Below are 14,697 nucleotides of genomic sequence, written 5' to 3'. Positions count from 1 at the left end.
GGCTAACCGCAAAGTCCGACAGTGAGCCAAGCCGGTACAGACCCGGTACACAACCCCGCCATCCCTCATACACAACCCCGGCGTCCCGCGGAAGTTCACTCCACGCGGGCGGCGGGCAAATGGGGCAGCCGGTCGGCCGCGACCACACCCTCGAGGTACCCGCGGGCCCGCTCCGTACGGGGATAGGCCTCCAGGAGCCGCCAGAAGCGGGGTCCGTGTCCGGGGACGAGGAGATGCGCGAGCTCGTGGACGAGGACGTAGTCGACGACGTACTCGGGCATGCCCTGCAGCCGGTGCGACAGGCGGATGCTGCCCTCCGACGGGGTGCACGATCCCCACCGGGTGTTCTGGTTTGTGACCCAGCGAACGGACGACGGCCTGGCCCGGCCCTCGAAGTACTGCTCGGACAGCAGCTCGGCACGCTCGGCCAGTTCCGCGTCGCCCAGGACCCGCTTGCTCTCCTGGGCCGCGAGCTTGTCGAGCATGACGTCGACCCAGCGCTTCTCCTCCGCCTCGGACATCCGGGCGGGGATGAGCACGACGGTGCGGTCGCCCTCCCGGTACGCGGAGACCGTTCTGCGGCGGCGGGCGCTCCGTCTGACCTCGACCGCGCTCGCCCCCGAGCCGGGTGACGGCGGGCTGGTCGTGCTGCGCTGTGGATTTCCGGCGCGGTGCAGTGGGTCGGCGGGCACGCCACGACGTTACCCGCTGGGTGCGGGGGAAGTCCCGCCTCCGGGACGGTTCGGCGGTGTTCCGCGCCCCGTGCGATCGATTAGTACGACGAATACCCACTGCCTGTGGACAACTTTCCGCGGCCGTTCGCCGCGGCGGGCATTCTGGCAGTCGACCGGCGATGCGGACGGGGACCGCGCCGGAGGACATCAGGGGACACGGGGGACGACCATGCATCCGATCTTGAAGCCGGCGCTGCGCCGCGGCTGGCGCGACCTGAACACCGTCCAGTTCGGCGTGGCACCCGCGCACGCGCTGGTGCTCGGCCCGGTGGACACGGCGACGGGCAGCTTTCTCAACCTCCTGGACGGGACACGCGGGCTGCCGCTCCTGCGCGAGGAGGGCAAGCGGATGGGCCTGCCCGACGATCACGTGGACACCCTGGTGCGACGGCTCTCCAGGGCCGGGCTCCTGGACGACGCGACGGGCGGCGGCCCGGCCGCCGACGCCCTGCGCAAGCGGAGCGGGGCCATGGACCGGCTGCGCCCCGATCTGGCCTCCCTTTCGGTGGTGACGCCCGAACCGGGCGACGGCATGCGGGTGTTGGCGGCGCGCCGCGCCCTGCGGGTCCAGGTCCGGGGCGCGGGGCGCGTGGGCGCCGTGCTGGCATCGGTTCTTGCGGGGGCGGGTGTGGGACAGGTCGATGTGCGGGACGGGGGCCTCGTCGAACCGTGGGACGTGGCGCCTGGAGGTCAGCCCGCCGATGCGGTCGGGGATAGGAGGGACGCGGCGGCGCGGCGGGCGGTGCGGCGCTCGGCTCCCGACCGGCCGCCCCGGCCGGGAAGGACCGATGAAGGGGAGCCGGGCTTCTCTCTCGTCGTCATCGCGCCGCGGGACGGGCTCGACGCCCATGCCCCCGACCCGGTCGCCGCCGAGCCGCTGGTCTCCTCGGGGACACCGCATCTCTATGCGGGGGTGATCGAGGGAACCGGAGTGGTGGGTCCGCTCGTCCTGCCGGGAGCGACGGCGTGTGCGGGCTGTCTGTCGCTGGAGCGGGCGGACCGGGATCCCACCTGGCCGCGCATGCTGGCCCAGTGGCGTTCGGGACGTGCGCGCCATGTGACGGCGTGCGATCTGGCACTGTCGACCACGGTCGCCGGCCTGGCCGCGGCGCATGCGCTCGCCTTTCTGGACGGGGCGGCACCGGCGAGCGCGGGGGTCCGCTGGGAGGCCTCCGTGCCCGGTCTCGACTGGCACACACGGCCGGTGCTCCCCCATCGCACGTGCCCATGCGGGGCGGGTGCGGTGGATAAGGGGGAACACCCCGCCGGGACCCGAGAGCCGCACGACACAATGGCCGGGTAGGCGCCGGACAAGGCGCGGCTGTCTGGGATTTGGAGGGGCGCATGTCTGATCTTCCCCGGAAGGCGGTTACCCGTACCGCCAAACTGGCCGCGCTGCCACTCGGCTTCGCCGGGCGCGCGACCTGGGGGCTCGGCAAGCGGATCGGGGGCAAGTCGGCGGAGATCGTCGGGCGCGAGCTGCAACAGCGCACGGCGGAGCAGCTGTTCAAGGTGCTCGGCGAGCTCAAGGGCGGGGCCATGAAGTTCGGCCAGGCCATGTCGGTCTTCGAGTCGGCGCTGCCCGAGGAGGTCGCGGGGCCCTATCGTGCCGCGCTGACGAAGCTGCAGGAAGCGGCGCCGCCGATGCCGACGAGCACCGTGCACGCCGTGCTCGAGGAGCGGCTCGGCGAGGACTGGCGCGAGCTGTTCCTGGAGTTCGAGGACAAGCCCGCGGCCGCCGCGTCGATAGGGCAGGTCCACCGGGCGGTGTGGGAGGACGGGCGCGAGGTCGCGGTCAAGGTGCAGTATCCGGGGGCGGGCGAGGCGCTGCTCTCCGATCTGAATCAGCTCAGCCGGTTTGCTCGGCTCCTGGGGCCGCTGATTCCGGGGATGGACATCAAGCCGCTCATCACGGAGCTGCGGGACCGCGTCTCCGAGGAGCTCGACTACGGCTTGGAGGCGCAGGCACAGCAGGCGCACGCCGAGGAGTTCGCGGACGATCCGGATGTCGTGGTGCCCGCGGTGGTGCACCAGTCCGAGCAGGTGCTCGTGACGGAGTGGATCGACGGCGTACCGCTGTCGGAGGTGATCGCCGACGGCACGCGGGAGCAGCGCGACCGGGCCGGACAGCTGCTTGCCCGCTTCCTGTTCTCGGGCCCGGCGCGCACGGGCCTGCTGCACGCCGATCCGCACCCGGGCAACTTCCGTCTGCTGCCGGACGAGAAGGACGGCTGGCGGCTCGGCGTCCTCGACTTCGGCACGGTGGACCGCCTGCCCGGCGGACTGCCCGTCACGATCGGCGAATCCCTGCGGATGACGCTTGAGGGCGAGGCCGCCGCGGTCTACGAGATGCTGTGCGAGGAGGGCTTCGTCAAGGAGTCGGTCGACCTCGAGCCGGACGCGGTGCTCGACTATCTGCTGCCGATCATCGAACCGATGCTGGTCGAGGAGTACACGTTCACGCGCGGCTGGATGCGCAGCCAGGCGGCGCGGGTGGCCGATCCGCGTTCCCCCGCCTACCAGTTGGGCAAGCAGCTGAACCTGCCGCCCGCGTATCTGCTGATACACCGTGTGACGTTGAGCACGATAGGGGTGCTCTGTCAGCTCGGGGCGACGGTGCGGATGCGGGACGAGCTCGAGGCGTGGCTTCCGGGCTTCCTGGAGGAGGAGCTTGCGGAGGAGGAGGCCGACGATCCGGCGGCCGGTGCTTGAGGTAGTGGCTCGCGCCTGAGGTGGTGGCTCGCGCTCACCACCGGGTGGAACTCACCACCAGCTGGAGTCGAGCCGGCCCTCGATGGCTCTGAGGTTCTCGCGCGCGCAGGATTCGCAGAAGTAGCGACGGGTGCCGTTCTCCACGGAGCAGGTCCAGGTGAGCGGCTCGCCGTCGGCGACCGTTCCGCAGCGGGAACACACGAGATTCTCGGCACCCGCGGGCTGAGGAGGCTGCTGGTCCACGCGGCGACCATATCGCCGCGTCCGGAGCTGCGCCCGGCACAACGCACCGCGGGGGCCGGTCCGTTCGGACCGGCCCCCACGGGCTCTTTCGTGGTGCGCGATGTTCTGGCGCTCAGCCGATGCCTCGGCGTGTCAGTCGCCAGGTCAGTGCATGACCGCCATGGCGAGCGCGCGCCGGGCACGCAGTGACGCGCGCTCCGCACGGCGCTGCATCCGGCGGGCCGCCATCAGTCGCACGGCCGGACGCTGGGCGTCGGCCTCACGCATGCGTTCGTGCATATGCGCACGCGCCATGGCTTCTGGGATGAGTTGCATCTCGCGGGTCCTGTTCTGGCGCGAGTCGTTCGCGCCGGTGGTGGTGAAGTCCGGGGTGGCCGAGCCGGCGGGCTCGGTCGTGACTGCTGCCTTCATCGGGGCCTGCTTCTGGGGGTCGTGCGTCAGGGGGCGATCAATCGTTCCGGCGGTGCTCATGCCGCGACCGGGTTCTTGCGCGGACGGCCACGCGGCCGCTTGCGGGCCACGACGACACCCTGGACGAAGAGCTCGCCGCCCCAGACGCCCCACGGCTCACGCCGCTCCTTGGCGCCGGCCAGGCAGGCCTCCATCAGCGGACAGGTACGGCAGAGGGACTTGGCGTACTCGACGTCCGCCGGCGACTCGGCGAAGAAGACCTCCGGGTCGTAGGCACGGCAGGGGACGGGTACGCCGAGGTTCTCGATGGCGTCGTCGAGCGCGGTGAGCGCGGTGAGGGGAGTCAAGGTGGAGTCCTCCGTAGGAACGGGCGGGGGGAGCGTCTCTGAAGGCGGTACGGACGGGGCGTGCGCTTCGAGTTGCACGGTGGTGTTCTTCCTCGTCTGGTCGTGCCGGCCTGGGTCGGCCGGTTGGCGGCTGGTACCGGGTCTTGCTCTTGGCCCCTTCGCTCTGTCTCCCTGTTTTGGGGAAAACAGAAGGGCCGCGGATCCCGGGTGGGGTTCCGCGGCCCTGAAGGCGCCGGTCTGATCGAGGATCAGACTGGATCACTCCAGGGTTCGAGCCCACGGAAGGCCCACATCGTGTGGTGGTGCGTCGTCTGCTTCTTGGCTCCGGCACCGGCTGCGGCAAAGGCATAGGTCTGCGCCTGTGCCGTCGCTACTGCTTCCGGTGCCTTGGTCGCTCGCTCGCTGCCTTCATTGACCTCACGCATCGGAAGAACGTTGAGAGCGGTGCGCGGGAGGGACAGAGGCAGGACAGAGGACTCCGGACGGACGGCGGCGGCAACGATGCCACCGGACAGACCGGTGCCCAGGTTCGAGAAGCCGAGCGGGCAGGAAGCGACGACCGAGCGATCGGTCATTTTCGCGGTGCTGATGAAGCTCTGGTTGATGCTGATCACTGGAATCGCCTCCTCTCGGCGTCTATGGGATCGACCGAAACCGATCCTGCGGGCTATTAAGTACAGCACGGGGCGAGGGCTTCGGAGAAGCCGCCGTTCCCGTGCTTAAGAACCTATGGGTCTTCCTTGCGCATGCGCAAACTATTTTTTCGACGAGTTTGAATCAGTTCTCATCGGCGCCCCTTACAGGCTCTTGACCTGCACAGATGGCGAGGACGTCGGCGCCGAAGCGATGAAACTTACGGACGCCGACGCCGGGGATCCGGGCCAACTCGCCCTCGTCGTCCGGCTCGGCCTCCGCGATGGCGATCAAGGTCTTGTCCGTGAAGACGCAGTACGCGGGCTGTCCCAGCTGCCTCGCCTGGCCCGCGCGCCACTCCCGCAACCGTTCGTAGAGCCCCTCGTCCATGTCGGACGGACAGTCCTCGCACCGCATGAGCTTCATCTCGCCCGCGTCGGTCAGGGACCGTCCACAGACCCGGCACCGGGCCGGCGTCCTGCTGGTGCGCCGACGGCTCCGGGCGCCGCCGCCGCTCCCCTCGGCGGAGCTGCCGCGCTCCACCCCGCCGGGTCCGCCGCCGGCGGCCCGGGCTCCGGCGCCCGCGCCGGAGCCCGGACGCAGTCCGTCGAGGAAGCGGCTCGGCCGGCGGTTGGGGCGGCCGCCGGGCGAGCGGGAAAGGGCCCAGGACAGGGAGAGGTGGAGGCGGGCCCGGGTGACGCCCACGTAGAGCAGACGGCGCTCCTCCTCGATCTGTTCATCGGTCTTGGCGTACGTGATCGGCATCATGCCCTCGGCGAGACCGACCAGGAAGACGGCGTCCCACTCCAGGCCCTTGGCCGCGTGCAGCGAGGCGAGGGTGACGCCCTGCACGGTGGGCGCGTGCTGGGCGGCCGCGCGCTCGTCGAGCTCCGCCACGAGGTCGGAGAGGGTCGCCTCGGGCTTGGCCCGCACGAAGTCCTCGGCCAGGCGCACAAGGGCCGCCAGGGACTCCCAGCGGTCACGGGCCGCGCCGGAGCCGGCCGGGGGCTGGGTCGTCCAGCCCTTCGTGGACAGGACGGCCCGCACCTGCGACGGCAGGTCGACGACGTCGTCCAGGAGCGAGTCGTTCCCCCCGAAGCGGGCCGCTCCGCGCAGGGCAGCGCCCGCCTCGCGGACCTCGGTGCGCTCGAAGAACCGCTCGGCGCCGCGCAGCTGGTAGGGCACGCCCGCGTCGGCCAGCGCCTGTTCGTAGATCTCGGACTGGGAGTTCGTGCGGAAGAGGACCGCGATCTCGCTCGCCGGGACGCCGTCGGCGAGCAGGGCGCGGATGCGGCGGGCCGCGCCCTCGGCCTCGGCGGGCTCGTCCGCGTACTCCGTGTAGACCGGTTCGGCTCCGGCGTCGCGCTGCGAGATCAGTTCGAGGCGGTGGTCGGCGGCGCGGCCGCGGGCCTGGGAGAGCAGGCCGTTGGCGAGGTGGACCACCTGGGGTGTGGAGCGGTAGTCACGGACGAGCTTGACGACCGTCGCCCCGGGGTGGCGGGTGCGGAAGTTCAGCAGGTGGTCGGGGGTCGCGCCGGTGAAGGAGTAGATCGTCTGGCTGGCGTCGCCGACGACGCAGAGGCTGTCGCGGTCGCCGAGCCACAGCTCCAGGAGGCGCTGCTGGAGCGGGCTGACGTCCTGGTACTCGTCGACCACGAAGTGCTGGTACTGGGCGCGGACCTGGTCGGCGATGTCGTGCCGGTCCTGGAGGATGCCGACGGCCAGGAGCAGGACGTCCTCGAAGTCGATGACCGCGCGGTCGCGCTTGAGGTCCTCGTACGCGGCATAGAGCTGGGCGATCTCCGCCGCGTCCCGGGGGATGAGGCGGCCCGACTTCGCGGCCGCCGCGACATAGTCGGCGGGCACGGTCTGGGTGACCTTGGACCATTCGATCTCGCTCGTCACATCGCGCAGTTCGTTGCGGTCCAGGCGGATGCGGCAGGCGGCGGCCGCGTCCGCGACGAGCTTGATCTTGCGGTCGACGATCCGGGGCAGCTGGCCACCGACTGCTTTCGGCCAGAAGAACTGGAGCTGACGCAGGGCCGCGGAGTGGAAGGTGCGCGCCTGGACGCCGGAGGCGCCGAGCTGGCGGAGGCGGCCGCGCATCTCGCCCGCGGCGCGGTTGGTGAACGTGACGGCCAGCACACTGGCGGGCTGGAGGATGCCCGCCCGCACGCCGTAGGCGATCCGGTGGGTGATCGCGCGGGTCTTGCCGGTGCCCGCTCCCGCCAGGACACACACCGGCCCGTGCAGGGCGGTCGCCACCTCGCGCTGCTCCGGGTCGAGCCCGGCGAGCACCGCGTCGGCAGAGTCCGGGACCTGCGGGAAGAGGGTGGAGTGCGTTGCTGATGTCACCCCGCCATGCTGCCAGGTCGGCGGGGGCGGGTGAGCCGGTTGTCCACAGGGAGGCGTACGCAGTCGTACTAATGCGGGAATGGTGGCCGGGTCACGTACGTTCAGGTCATTGCGATGACGCACCCCGAGCAACAAAGGAGCGCGAGAACATGCCGGGCACTGTGACGATGTACAGCACCACGTGGTGCGGCTACTGCCGCCGGCTCAAGGGCCAGATGGACCGCGAGGGCATCACGTACAACGAGATCAACATTGAGCACGACCCGGATTCCGCGACCTTCGTCGAGAAGGCGAACGGCGGAAACCAGACGGTTCCCACCGTTCTCTTCCCGGACGGCTCGACGCTGACGAACCCGTCGCTTGCGCAGGTCAAGCAGAAGCTGGCCGCCTGAGCGACTAGCCGACGGTGCCCGGCCTCGGCAGGGGCTTTCCGTACCAGAGCTCGATCAGTCGGGCCGCAATCGAGATCCCGTAGGGAGGCAGGACCTCCCCGGACTCGAATGCGGCCCGCAGGTCTTCCCGGGAGAACCAGCGGGCCTCGGAGATCTCCTCGCCGTCCACGTTGATCTCGTACGACGTGGCGCTCGCCATGAAGCCCAGCATCAGGCTGGACGGGAAGGGCCAGGGCTGGCTGGCGACGTACTCGACGTCGCCGACGGTGACGCCTGCCTCCTCGAAGACCTCGCGCCGCACCGACGTCTCGATGGACTCGCCCGGCTCGACGAAGCCCGCGAGGGTCGAGAACCGGCCTTCGGGCCAGTGCACCTGGCGGCCCAGGAGCGCGCGGTCCTCGTCGTCCGTCACCAGCATGATCACTGCCGGGTCCGTGCGCGGGTAGTGCTCGGCGCCACATGCCTGGCAGCGGCGGATGTGGCCCGCCGCCGCGATGACGGTGCGCTCGCCGCAGCGCGAGCAGAAGCGGTGCAGGCGCTGCCAGTTCTCCAGGGCGACCGCGTGCACCATCAGGCCCGCGTCGCGGGGCGACAGGAGCAGGCCCGCCTCGCGCAGGCCCGCGGGGCGCGCCTGCTGGTCCATGCGGCCCGGCAGGGAGTCCTTCTGGAGCGCGAAGTAACTGACGCCGTCGTCGTCCGTGCCCAGGAAGTAGCGGTGCGCCTCGGTGAGGGGCGCCTCGAAGGACGGGGTCATCACCAGTTCGGTGTTGCCCTCGGGGGTCTCGTCGATGAGCACCTGGCCGCCGGAGACCACGAAGACCCGAGTCGTCGGGTGGCTCCAGGCGGCGGCCAGCCAGGCCTCGTCGAGGCGGTGGTGGGCCGCGCGATCGATGCCGCTCGGTGCGGTGAGCGAGACGGGACGGTCTGCGGTGCGGTCGGTCCAGGTGGTCACAGGTGCTTCCAACTCCCCCGATGGAACGGTTGATTCAGCAGGGCGGTGAGTTCAGTGTGCATCGCGCCAGTGCTCGGCGAGATCGCCCCACAGGTAGGCCGTCGTCTCGACTCCCTTGAGCAGCAGATCGAGCTCGACCTTCTCGTTCGGCGCGTGCCAGCCGTCCGACGGGACGGAGATGCCCAGGAAGAGCACGGGTGCGTCAAGCACGTCCTGGAGATCGGCCGCCGGTCCCGAACCGCCCTCTCGGGTGAAGCGGATCGGCTGCTCGAAGGCCTGTCCCATCGCCCGTACGACGGACTGCAGGGCAGGGTGGTCGAGCGGCGTGAGGCACGGGCGCGTGGCGGCGCCGAAGGTGATCGTGTGGCTGATTCCGGCCGGCAGCTGGTCGCCGACCCAGGTGCGCACGGCCTCTTCGATGCGGTCCGGGTCCTGGCCCGCCACCAGCCGGAAGGAGAGCTTCAGGAGGGCGGACGACGGGATGATCGTCTTGCCGCCCGCTCCTTGGTAGCCGCCGCCGATGCCGTTGACCTCGGCGGTGGGGCGGGCCCAGATGCGCTCCAGGGTGGTGTGGCCCGCTTCTCCGTGGGTGGCTCGTGACTTGGCCGTACGCAGCCAGCGCTCTTCGTCGAAGGGCAGCTCGGCGAAGAGTTCGCGCTCGCGGTCGGTGAGTTCGACGATGCCTTCGTAGAAGCCCGGTACCGCCACGCGCGCGTGCTCGTCGTGCAGGGCGGCGACGAGGCGGGCGGCCGCGGTCGCCGGGTTCGGGACGGCGCCGCCGAAGGAACCGGAGTGGATGTCCTGGTCGGGGCCGTGCAGCTCGATCTCGCAGTCGGCGAGGCCGCGCATGCCGGTGCAGACCGTGGGGGTGTTCTCCGCCCACATGCCCGTGTCCGAGACGATCACGGCGTCGGCCGCGATGCGGGCCTTCTGGTCCTCGATCAGCGCGCGGAAGTTCGGTGAGCCCGACTCCTCCTCGCCCTCGATCAGGAGCTTCAGGTTCACGGCGGGGGCGGTGCGGCCGGTGGCGGCGAGGTGGGCGCGGACGCCGAGTGTGTGGAAGAACACCTGCCCCTTGTCGTCGGCGGCACCCCGCGCGTAGAGGCGGTTTCCCTGGACGACCGGTTCGAAGGGGTCGGTGTGCCAGCCGTCCTCGCGGGCCGCGGGCTGCACGTCGTGGTGGCCGTAGACGAGGACGGTGGGGGCCTGGGGGTCGTCCGACGGCCACTCGGCGAAGACGGCGGGGGCACCGGCCGTCTGCCAGACCTCGGCGGTCGGGAAGCCGGTCTCCTTCAGCTTGGCCGCCAGCCAGTCGGCACTGCGCCGCACGTCCCCGGCGTGGTCGGGCTGGGCCGACACGGACGGGATGCGCAGCCATTCGGCAAGGTCGTCGAGGAACGCGGCGCGGTGGTTCTGGACATACGTACGGACCACGCTGACGCCACTGACGTCGCTGACCTCGCTGTCAACGGGCTTGCTCATGGTCACGAGCCTAGCCGCCCACCGTGACCGGCTCGTCCGGTGGTTCGTCACTCCGCTGCTCACCCGATTGCCCGCCCGGCTCCTCCAGGAGGATCCGCTCCAGCTCCGCCCGTCCGGGGAGGCCGGCAGGCCGGGACGTCTCTCCGCTGCGGACGTAGAGGAACGTCGCCTTCACGGACTCCGGGGGCACGTCGTGCTGCTCGGCCCAGGCGAGGCGGTAGACGGCGAGCTGCAGGGGGTCGGCGGTGCGGGTCCTGCTGGTCTTCCAGTCGACGATCTCGTACGTCACGTCGTCGCCGTCGACCTCCTTGTAGACCGCGTCGATGCGGCCGCGGACGACCCGGCCCGCGATCGCCAGCTGGAAGGGCACCTCGACGCGGTGCGGGGTGCGGTGGGCGTACTCGGTGCGCTCGAAGGCCTCCTTGAGGGCTGCCAGGTCGCGCTCGTCGGCGATCTCGGCCTCTCCGGGGGCTCCGCCCGGCAGGTCCTCCGGGCCGAGCAGCGGGAGCCGGAGCTCTTCGAAGCGCGTCTCCATCCAGGCGTGGAAGCGGGTGCCGCGGCGGGCCGCCGGCTGCGGCGGCCGGGGCATGGGCCGCGCGAGCTCCTGTGCGAAGCCCTCCGGGTCGGCGGCCAGGCGCAGCACCTCGGACGCGGTGAGCGAGGCCGGCACGGGGATGTCCCTGATGGCAGCGCGGGTGCGCAGGAGCTCGCCGGTCAGCGCGTCCAGGTCCCGGTCCCAGGAGGCGAGCGTGCGGGCCTCCTCCGGGGTGAGCCGGGTCCGCTCCTGGGTGGCCTCGGTCAGGTGCGGGCGCGCGTCGGGCGCGGAGGCCTGGTGCGGGACGGCCGCCCGGTGCGAGTCCGCGGGGCGGGGCACCGTCGGGCGTTCCTGGGGCAGGGCGTCCCAGTCCTCCGGGGCGACGTCCGGGAAGTCGGCCTCTTCGTAAGGAGGTTCGTCGTCCTCGGGCGGCGGCGGCCAGTCCGGGTCCTGTGCCGGGGGTGCCTCGTCGTACGCGGAGGGGTGGGCCGACTCGTGCGAGTGGGCGGCCTCCGGTGTCTCGTCGCTCGTCAGGCGGTCCAGGTGGTCGAGGACCGTCCGGGCGGCGGCCCTGCGGCGCTCCAGGGACGCGTCGTCCAACGGGAGTGGCCACGCCTGCTCGGCGGACGCCTCCGTCAGGGCGGGGTTCTCCTCGCCCTCCTCCGGCTCGTCGGCCCACACCTCGGTCTCGCCGTGGCCCGCAGCGCAGTGGTCGTGGAGCGCCTGGAGGAAGTCCGAGGGGCCGCGCGGCTTCTTCTGGGAAGGGCCCCACCAGTGGCCTGAGCCCAGGAGCAGGGAGCGGGGGCGGGTGAACGTCACGTAGCCGAGGCGGAGCTCCTCGGTGCGCTGGTGGTCCTTCATGTCCTCGTGGAAGGCCTTCATGGACCGGGAGTCCCACGCCTCGATGTCGGGCAGGGTCGCCGCGTCGCCGCGCAGCGCATGCGGGACGACCTTGCCCTGGGCCGTCCACTTCTCGCGGCCCTGAGTGCTGGGGAACGTGCCGGTCACCAGGCCGGGGACGGCCACGACGTCCCACTCCAGGCCCTTGGACTTGTGGGCGGTGAGCACCTTGACCGTGTTCTCGCCGCCGGGCAGGGCGTTGTCGAGGCCCTTCTCGTACTGGGCGGCCGTGCGCAGGAAGGCGAGGAAGGCGAGCAGGCTCGCGCCGCTGTCGTTCGCGGCGAAGGACGCGGCGACGTCCAGGAAGTTCGAGAGCGTCTCGCGGCGGCGGGCCGCAAGGGCGTGCGGCGACGCGGAGAGTTCGACCTCCAGGCCCGTGACGGCGAGCACCCGGTGCAGTACGTCCATCAGCGGGTCGGCCAACGAGCGCCGCAGGTCGCGCAGTTCGGCGGCGAGGCGGGCGAACCGCACGCGCGCGTCCGCCGAGAAAGGCAGCCCGTCGTCCCCCGTGTCGTCGTCCAGGGGCGTCTCCAGGAACGTGTCGAGCGCGTCCGCGAGCGAGATCACCTCGGCCGGGTCGACCCCCTCGACGGCCGCGGCGAGCCGGCTGTCGGGGTCGTCCGGAGCCGCGTGCCCATGGCGTACGAGAAGGCGCGCGCGGCGCCCCAGGAGGGCGAGGTCGCGGGGGCCGATGCGCCAGCGCGGGCCCGTGAGCAGGCGCACCAGGGAGGCGTTCGCACCCGGGTCCTGGAGCACCTCGCAGACGGCGACGAGGTCGGCGACCTCGGGGAGGTGAAGCAGCCCGGAGAGGCCGACGACCTCCACGGGGATGTCTCTGGCGACCAGCGCGCCCTGGATCTGCGCGAAGTCCGTCGCGGTGCGGCACAGGACGGCGATCTCGCCGGGGGCCTTGCCGGTGCCCACGAGGTGGGCGATGGAGTCGGCGATCCAGTCGATCTCCTCGGCGTGCGTGCGCAGCAGGGCGCAGCGCACCACGCCGTCGCGCTCGGCGCCGGGGGCGGGGCGCAGCGCCTCCACGCCCGCGTGCATGGCGCGCAGCGGCTCAGCGAGGCCGTTGGCGAGGTCCAGGAGGCGGCCGCCGCTGCGGCGGTTCTCGCTGAGCGCGTGGCGCGTGGCGGGGCGCCCGTCGGCGTACGCGAAGTGCTCGGGGAAGTCGTCCAGGTTCGCCACGGACGCGCCGCGCCAGCCGTAGATCGCCTGGCAGGGGTCGCCGACCGCCGTCACCGGATGGCCGGTGCCGCCTCCGAAGAGGCCTGCCAGGAGGATGCGCTGGGCCACGGACGTGTCCTGGTACTCGTCGAGCAGGACGACCCGGAACTCGTCGCGCAGGATCTCGCCGACCTCCGCGCGGGTGCGGGCCAGCGTCGCGGAGAGGGCGATCTGGTCGCCGAAGTCCAGGAGGTCGCGGGAGCGCTTCGCCTCCCTGTAGCGACCGACGAGTTCGGCGAGCTCGAGCCGGGCCGCCGCCGTCTCGGGCACCTTGCGCAGGTCCGCGTTGGAGAGCTTGGCGCTCTGGAGGGTGCGCAGCAGTTCGGTGTCGTACGCGCGGAGCCTGTCGGGCCGTACGAGATGTTCCGCGAGCTCGCTGTCGAGGGCGAGGAGGTCGCTGACGAGGTCGGGGAAGGAGCGGGTCAGCGCGGGATACGGACCCGGCGCCTCGCGCAGCACGCGCGCGGCGAGCTGGAAGCGGGTGGCGTCGGCGAGGAGACGGGCCGTGGGTTCGAGCCCTATGCGCAGCCCGTGGTCGGTCAGGAGGCGGCCCGCGAAGGCGTGGTACGTGGAGATGACCGGCTCGCCCGGAGGGTTGTCCGGGTCGAGCGCCTCTGCGTCGGTCACCCCCGCCTTGATCAGCGCCTGGCGCACCCGCTCGGCGAGTTCACCGGCCGCCTTGTTGGTGAACGTCAGGCCGAGGACCTGCTCCGGGGCGACCTGGCCGGTGCCGACCAGCCAGACCACGCGCGCCGCCATCACCGTCGTCTTGCCCGACCCGGCTCCGGCCACGATCACCTGCGGGGCGGGCGGCGCGGTGATGCAGGCCGTCTGCTCCGGGGTGAACGGGATGCCGAGGAGCTCTTTGAGCTGCTCGGGGTCGGTGATACGAGGTGGCACGTCAGAGAGGCTAGCGGGGGCCACTGACAACCGGGACGAATCCGGATGTCAGTGGCCGCGGTCACGCGGGGCGTGCGGACTTTCCGGGCGTCAGGACTTCATGAGCTCTTGCATGTCCATGACGTCGCCCGGGGCCGGGGCCTTGACGACGACGGGCTTGCCGTAGTCCGAGAAGTTCATCGTGCCCGGGTCTTCCTTACCCGTGGTGACGACCTTCAGGAAGTAGGGCTTGCCCTCGGCGGAGACGTAGAAGGTGGTCTTCTTGCCCGACTTGTTCTTCGTGAGGACGGCCGCCTTCTTGCCGTCGACCTCGGAGTCCTTCTCGCGCTTGAGCTTCTTGAGGTCCTTGGACTGGAACATGGCGTCCGCGTCGCAGACGCTCTTGCCCTCGGCGTTCGGCGACTTCACCCACTTGCCCTCGAGGCGTGAGGCCTGGCCACCGGAGCCGCTGCCGCCCATGGCGTCCTTCCAGAACGCCTCGTCGCCCTTCATGTACTGGGCGTCGCCGGACACGAGCAGCTCGGCGGTGTCTTCCGCGCCGCCGTCCATCTTGCCCTTGCAGTCACCGGACTTGGCGACCGAGAAGTCGACGTGGAGCGGCTTGCCGTCCTGCTTGCCCTCACCGGTGACCTTGAAGGAGCCCGCACCCTTGGACGTGTCGGCCGCCTTCTTGGCGATCTTGTCGGCGCTCATCCCCTCGAAGGGGTCCTTCTCCTCGTCCCCGCCCAAGCAGCCCGTGAGGCCGACGATCGCGGCGGCACAGGCGACTGCCGCGGCCAGGAGCTTCCGGTTGGCTGCCATGTATGTATCTCCTCGGAAAGGTGCACGATCGGAGGGTCCGCTAAGTGCACAGATCAGCTTTACCGAGACT

The 14,697-nt window shown here is 71.3% G+C and carries 13 protein-coding genes; 3 read left to right on the top strand and 10 right to left on the bottom strand.

Annotated features, from left to right (window positions below):
• Positions 1-95 precede the first annotated feature (95 nt).
• A complete protein-coding gene (locus OG453_RS24480) occupies positions 96-692 on the bottom strand; it encodes a M48 family metallopeptidase (RefSeq protein ID WP_266870617.1) in 597 nt (198 codons plus the stop codon).
• 211 nt (positions 693-903) lie between these two features.
• On the opposite strand from OG453_RS24480, the gene OG453_RS24475 reads away from it, so the two are divergent.
• On the top strand, positions 904-2,037 hold the full coding sequence (locus tag OG453_RS24475) for a ThiF family adenylyltransferase (protein WP_266870616.1): 1,134 nt from the start codon (positions 904-906) through the stop codon (positions 2,035-2,037).
• Positions 2,038-2,078: 41 nt separating this feature from the next.
• Positions 2,079-3,446 (top strand): AarF/ABC1/UbiB kinase family protein, encoded by a 1,368-nt coding sequence (locus OG453_RS24470; protein ID WP_266870615.1) that lies wholly within the window; start codon positions 2,079-2,081, stop codon positions 3,444-3,446.
• A 51-nt stretch (positions 3,447-3,497) separates the two neighbouring features.
• On the opposite strand, the gene OG453_RS24465 is transcribed toward OG453_RS24470, so the two are convergent.
• From OG453_RS24465 to OG453_RS24445, 5 genes are all read right to left on the bottom strand, one after another.
• Positions 3,498-3,689, bottom strand: a complete 192-nt coding sequence (locus OG453_RS24465; RefSeq protein ID WP_266870614.1) for a hypothetical protein — start codon at positions 3,687-3,689, stop codon at positions 3,498-3,500.
• Positions 3,690-3,833: 144 nt separating this feature from the next.
• Positions 3,834-4,160, bottom strand: coding sequence for a hypothetical protein (locus OG453_RS24460; protein WP_266870613.1), 327 nt, complete (start codon positions 4,158-4,160; stop codon positions 3,834-3,836).
• On the bottom strand, positions 4,157-4,525 hold the full coding sequence (locus tag OG453_RS24455) for a WhiB family transcriptional regulator (RefSeq protein ID WP_266870611.1): 369 nt from the start codon (positions 4,523-4,525) through the stop codon (positions 4,157-4,159). The genes OG453_RS24460 and OG453_RS24455 overlap by 4 nt, the downstream gene beginning before the upstream one ends.
• Before the next feature lie 170 nt (positions 4,526-4,695).
• On the bottom strand, positions 4,696-5,061 hold the full coding sequence (locus tag OG453_RS24450) for a hypothetical protein (RefSeq protein WP_266870610.1): 366 nt from the start codon (positions 5,059-5,061) through the stop codon (positions 4,696-4,698).
• A gap of 163 nt (positions 5,062-5,224) precedes the next feature.
• A complete protein-coding gene (locus OG453_RS24445; RefSeq protein WP_323178712.1) occupies positions 5,225-7,516 on the bottom strand; it encodes an ATP-dependent DNA helicase UvrD2 in 2,292 nt (763 codons plus the stop codon).
• 68 nt (positions 7,517-7,584) lie between these two features.
• Here OG453_RS24445 and OG453_RS24440 point away from each other — a divergent pair, with 68 nt between their 5' ends.
• The gene (locus tag OG453_RS24440) at positions 7,585-7,827 is read left to right on the top strand and encodes a mycoredoxin (protein ID WP_249587883.1); all 243 of its coding nucleotides are present in this window, start codon (positions 7,585-7,587) and stop codon (positions 7,825-7,827) included.
• Positions 7,828-7,831: 4 nt separating this feature from the next.
• Here the strand turns inward: OG453_RS24440 and nudC are convergent, their stop codons facing one another.
• From nudC to OG453_RS24420, 4 genes are all read right to left on the bottom strand, one after another.
• Entirely contained in the window at positions 7,832-8,779 is a 948-nt protein-coding gene (nudC, locus tag OG453_RS24435; RefSeq protein ID WP_266870608.1) for an NAD(+) diphosphatase, read from the bottom strand.
• A gap of 51 nt (positions 8,780-8,830) precedes the next feature.
• Positions 8,831-10,261, bottom strand: a complete 1,431-nt coding sequence (locus tag OG453_RS24430; RefSeq protein WP_266870607.1) for a dipeptidase — start codon at positions 10,259-10,261, stop codon at positions 8,831-8,833.
• 10 nt (positions 10,262-10,271) lie between these two features.
• Entirely contained in the window at positions 10,272-13,826 is a 3,555-nt protein-coding gene (locus OG453_RS24425) for an ATP-dependent DNA helicase (protein WP_266870605.1), read from the bottom strand.
• A gap of 90 nt (positions 13,827-13,916) precedes the next feature.
• Positions 13,917-14,627 carry a hypothetical protein gene (locus tag OG453_RS24420; protein WP_266870604.1) on the bottom strand — a complete coding sequence of 237 codons (711 nt, stop codon included), beginning with the start codon at positions 14,625-14,627 and terminating at the stop codon, positions 13,917-13,919.
• Positions 14,628-14,697: the final 70 nt, after the last annotated feature.

It is taken from the genome of Streptomyces sp. NBC_01381, assembly GCF_026340305.1.
Classification (GTDB): domain Bacteria; phylum Actinomycetota; class Actinomycetes; order Streptomycetales; family Streptomycetaceae; genus Streptomyces.
Note: the sequence above shows the minus strand (reverse complement) of the source record. Positions and strands in the feature narration are given on the sequence as shown.

Coding starts and splice junctions, on each gene's coding strand:
- OG453_RS24470 (WP_266870615.1), top strand. CDS start 2,079: ATGTCTGATCTTCCCCGGAAGGCGGTTACCCGTACCGCCAAACTGGCC.
- OG453_RS24475 (WP_266870616.1), top strand. CDS start 904: ATGCATCCGATCTTGAAGCCGGCGCTGCGCCGCGGCTGGCGCGACCTG.
- OG453_RS24460 (WP_266870613.1), bottom strand. CDS start 4,160: ATGAGCACCGCCGGAACGATTGATCGCCCCCTGACGCACGACCCCCAG.
- OG453_RS24440 (WP_249587883.1), top strand. CDS start 7,585: ATGCCGGGCACTGTGACGATGTACAGCACCACGTGGTGCGGCTACTGC.
- OG453_RS24420 (WP_266870604.1), bottom strand. CDS start 14,627: ATGGCAGCCAACCGGAAGCTCCTGGCCGCGGCAGTCGCCTGTGCCGCC.
- OG453_RS24430 (WP_266870607.1), bottom strand. CDS start 10,261: ATGAGCAAGCCCGTTGACAGCGAGGTCAGCGACGTCAGTGGCGTCAGC.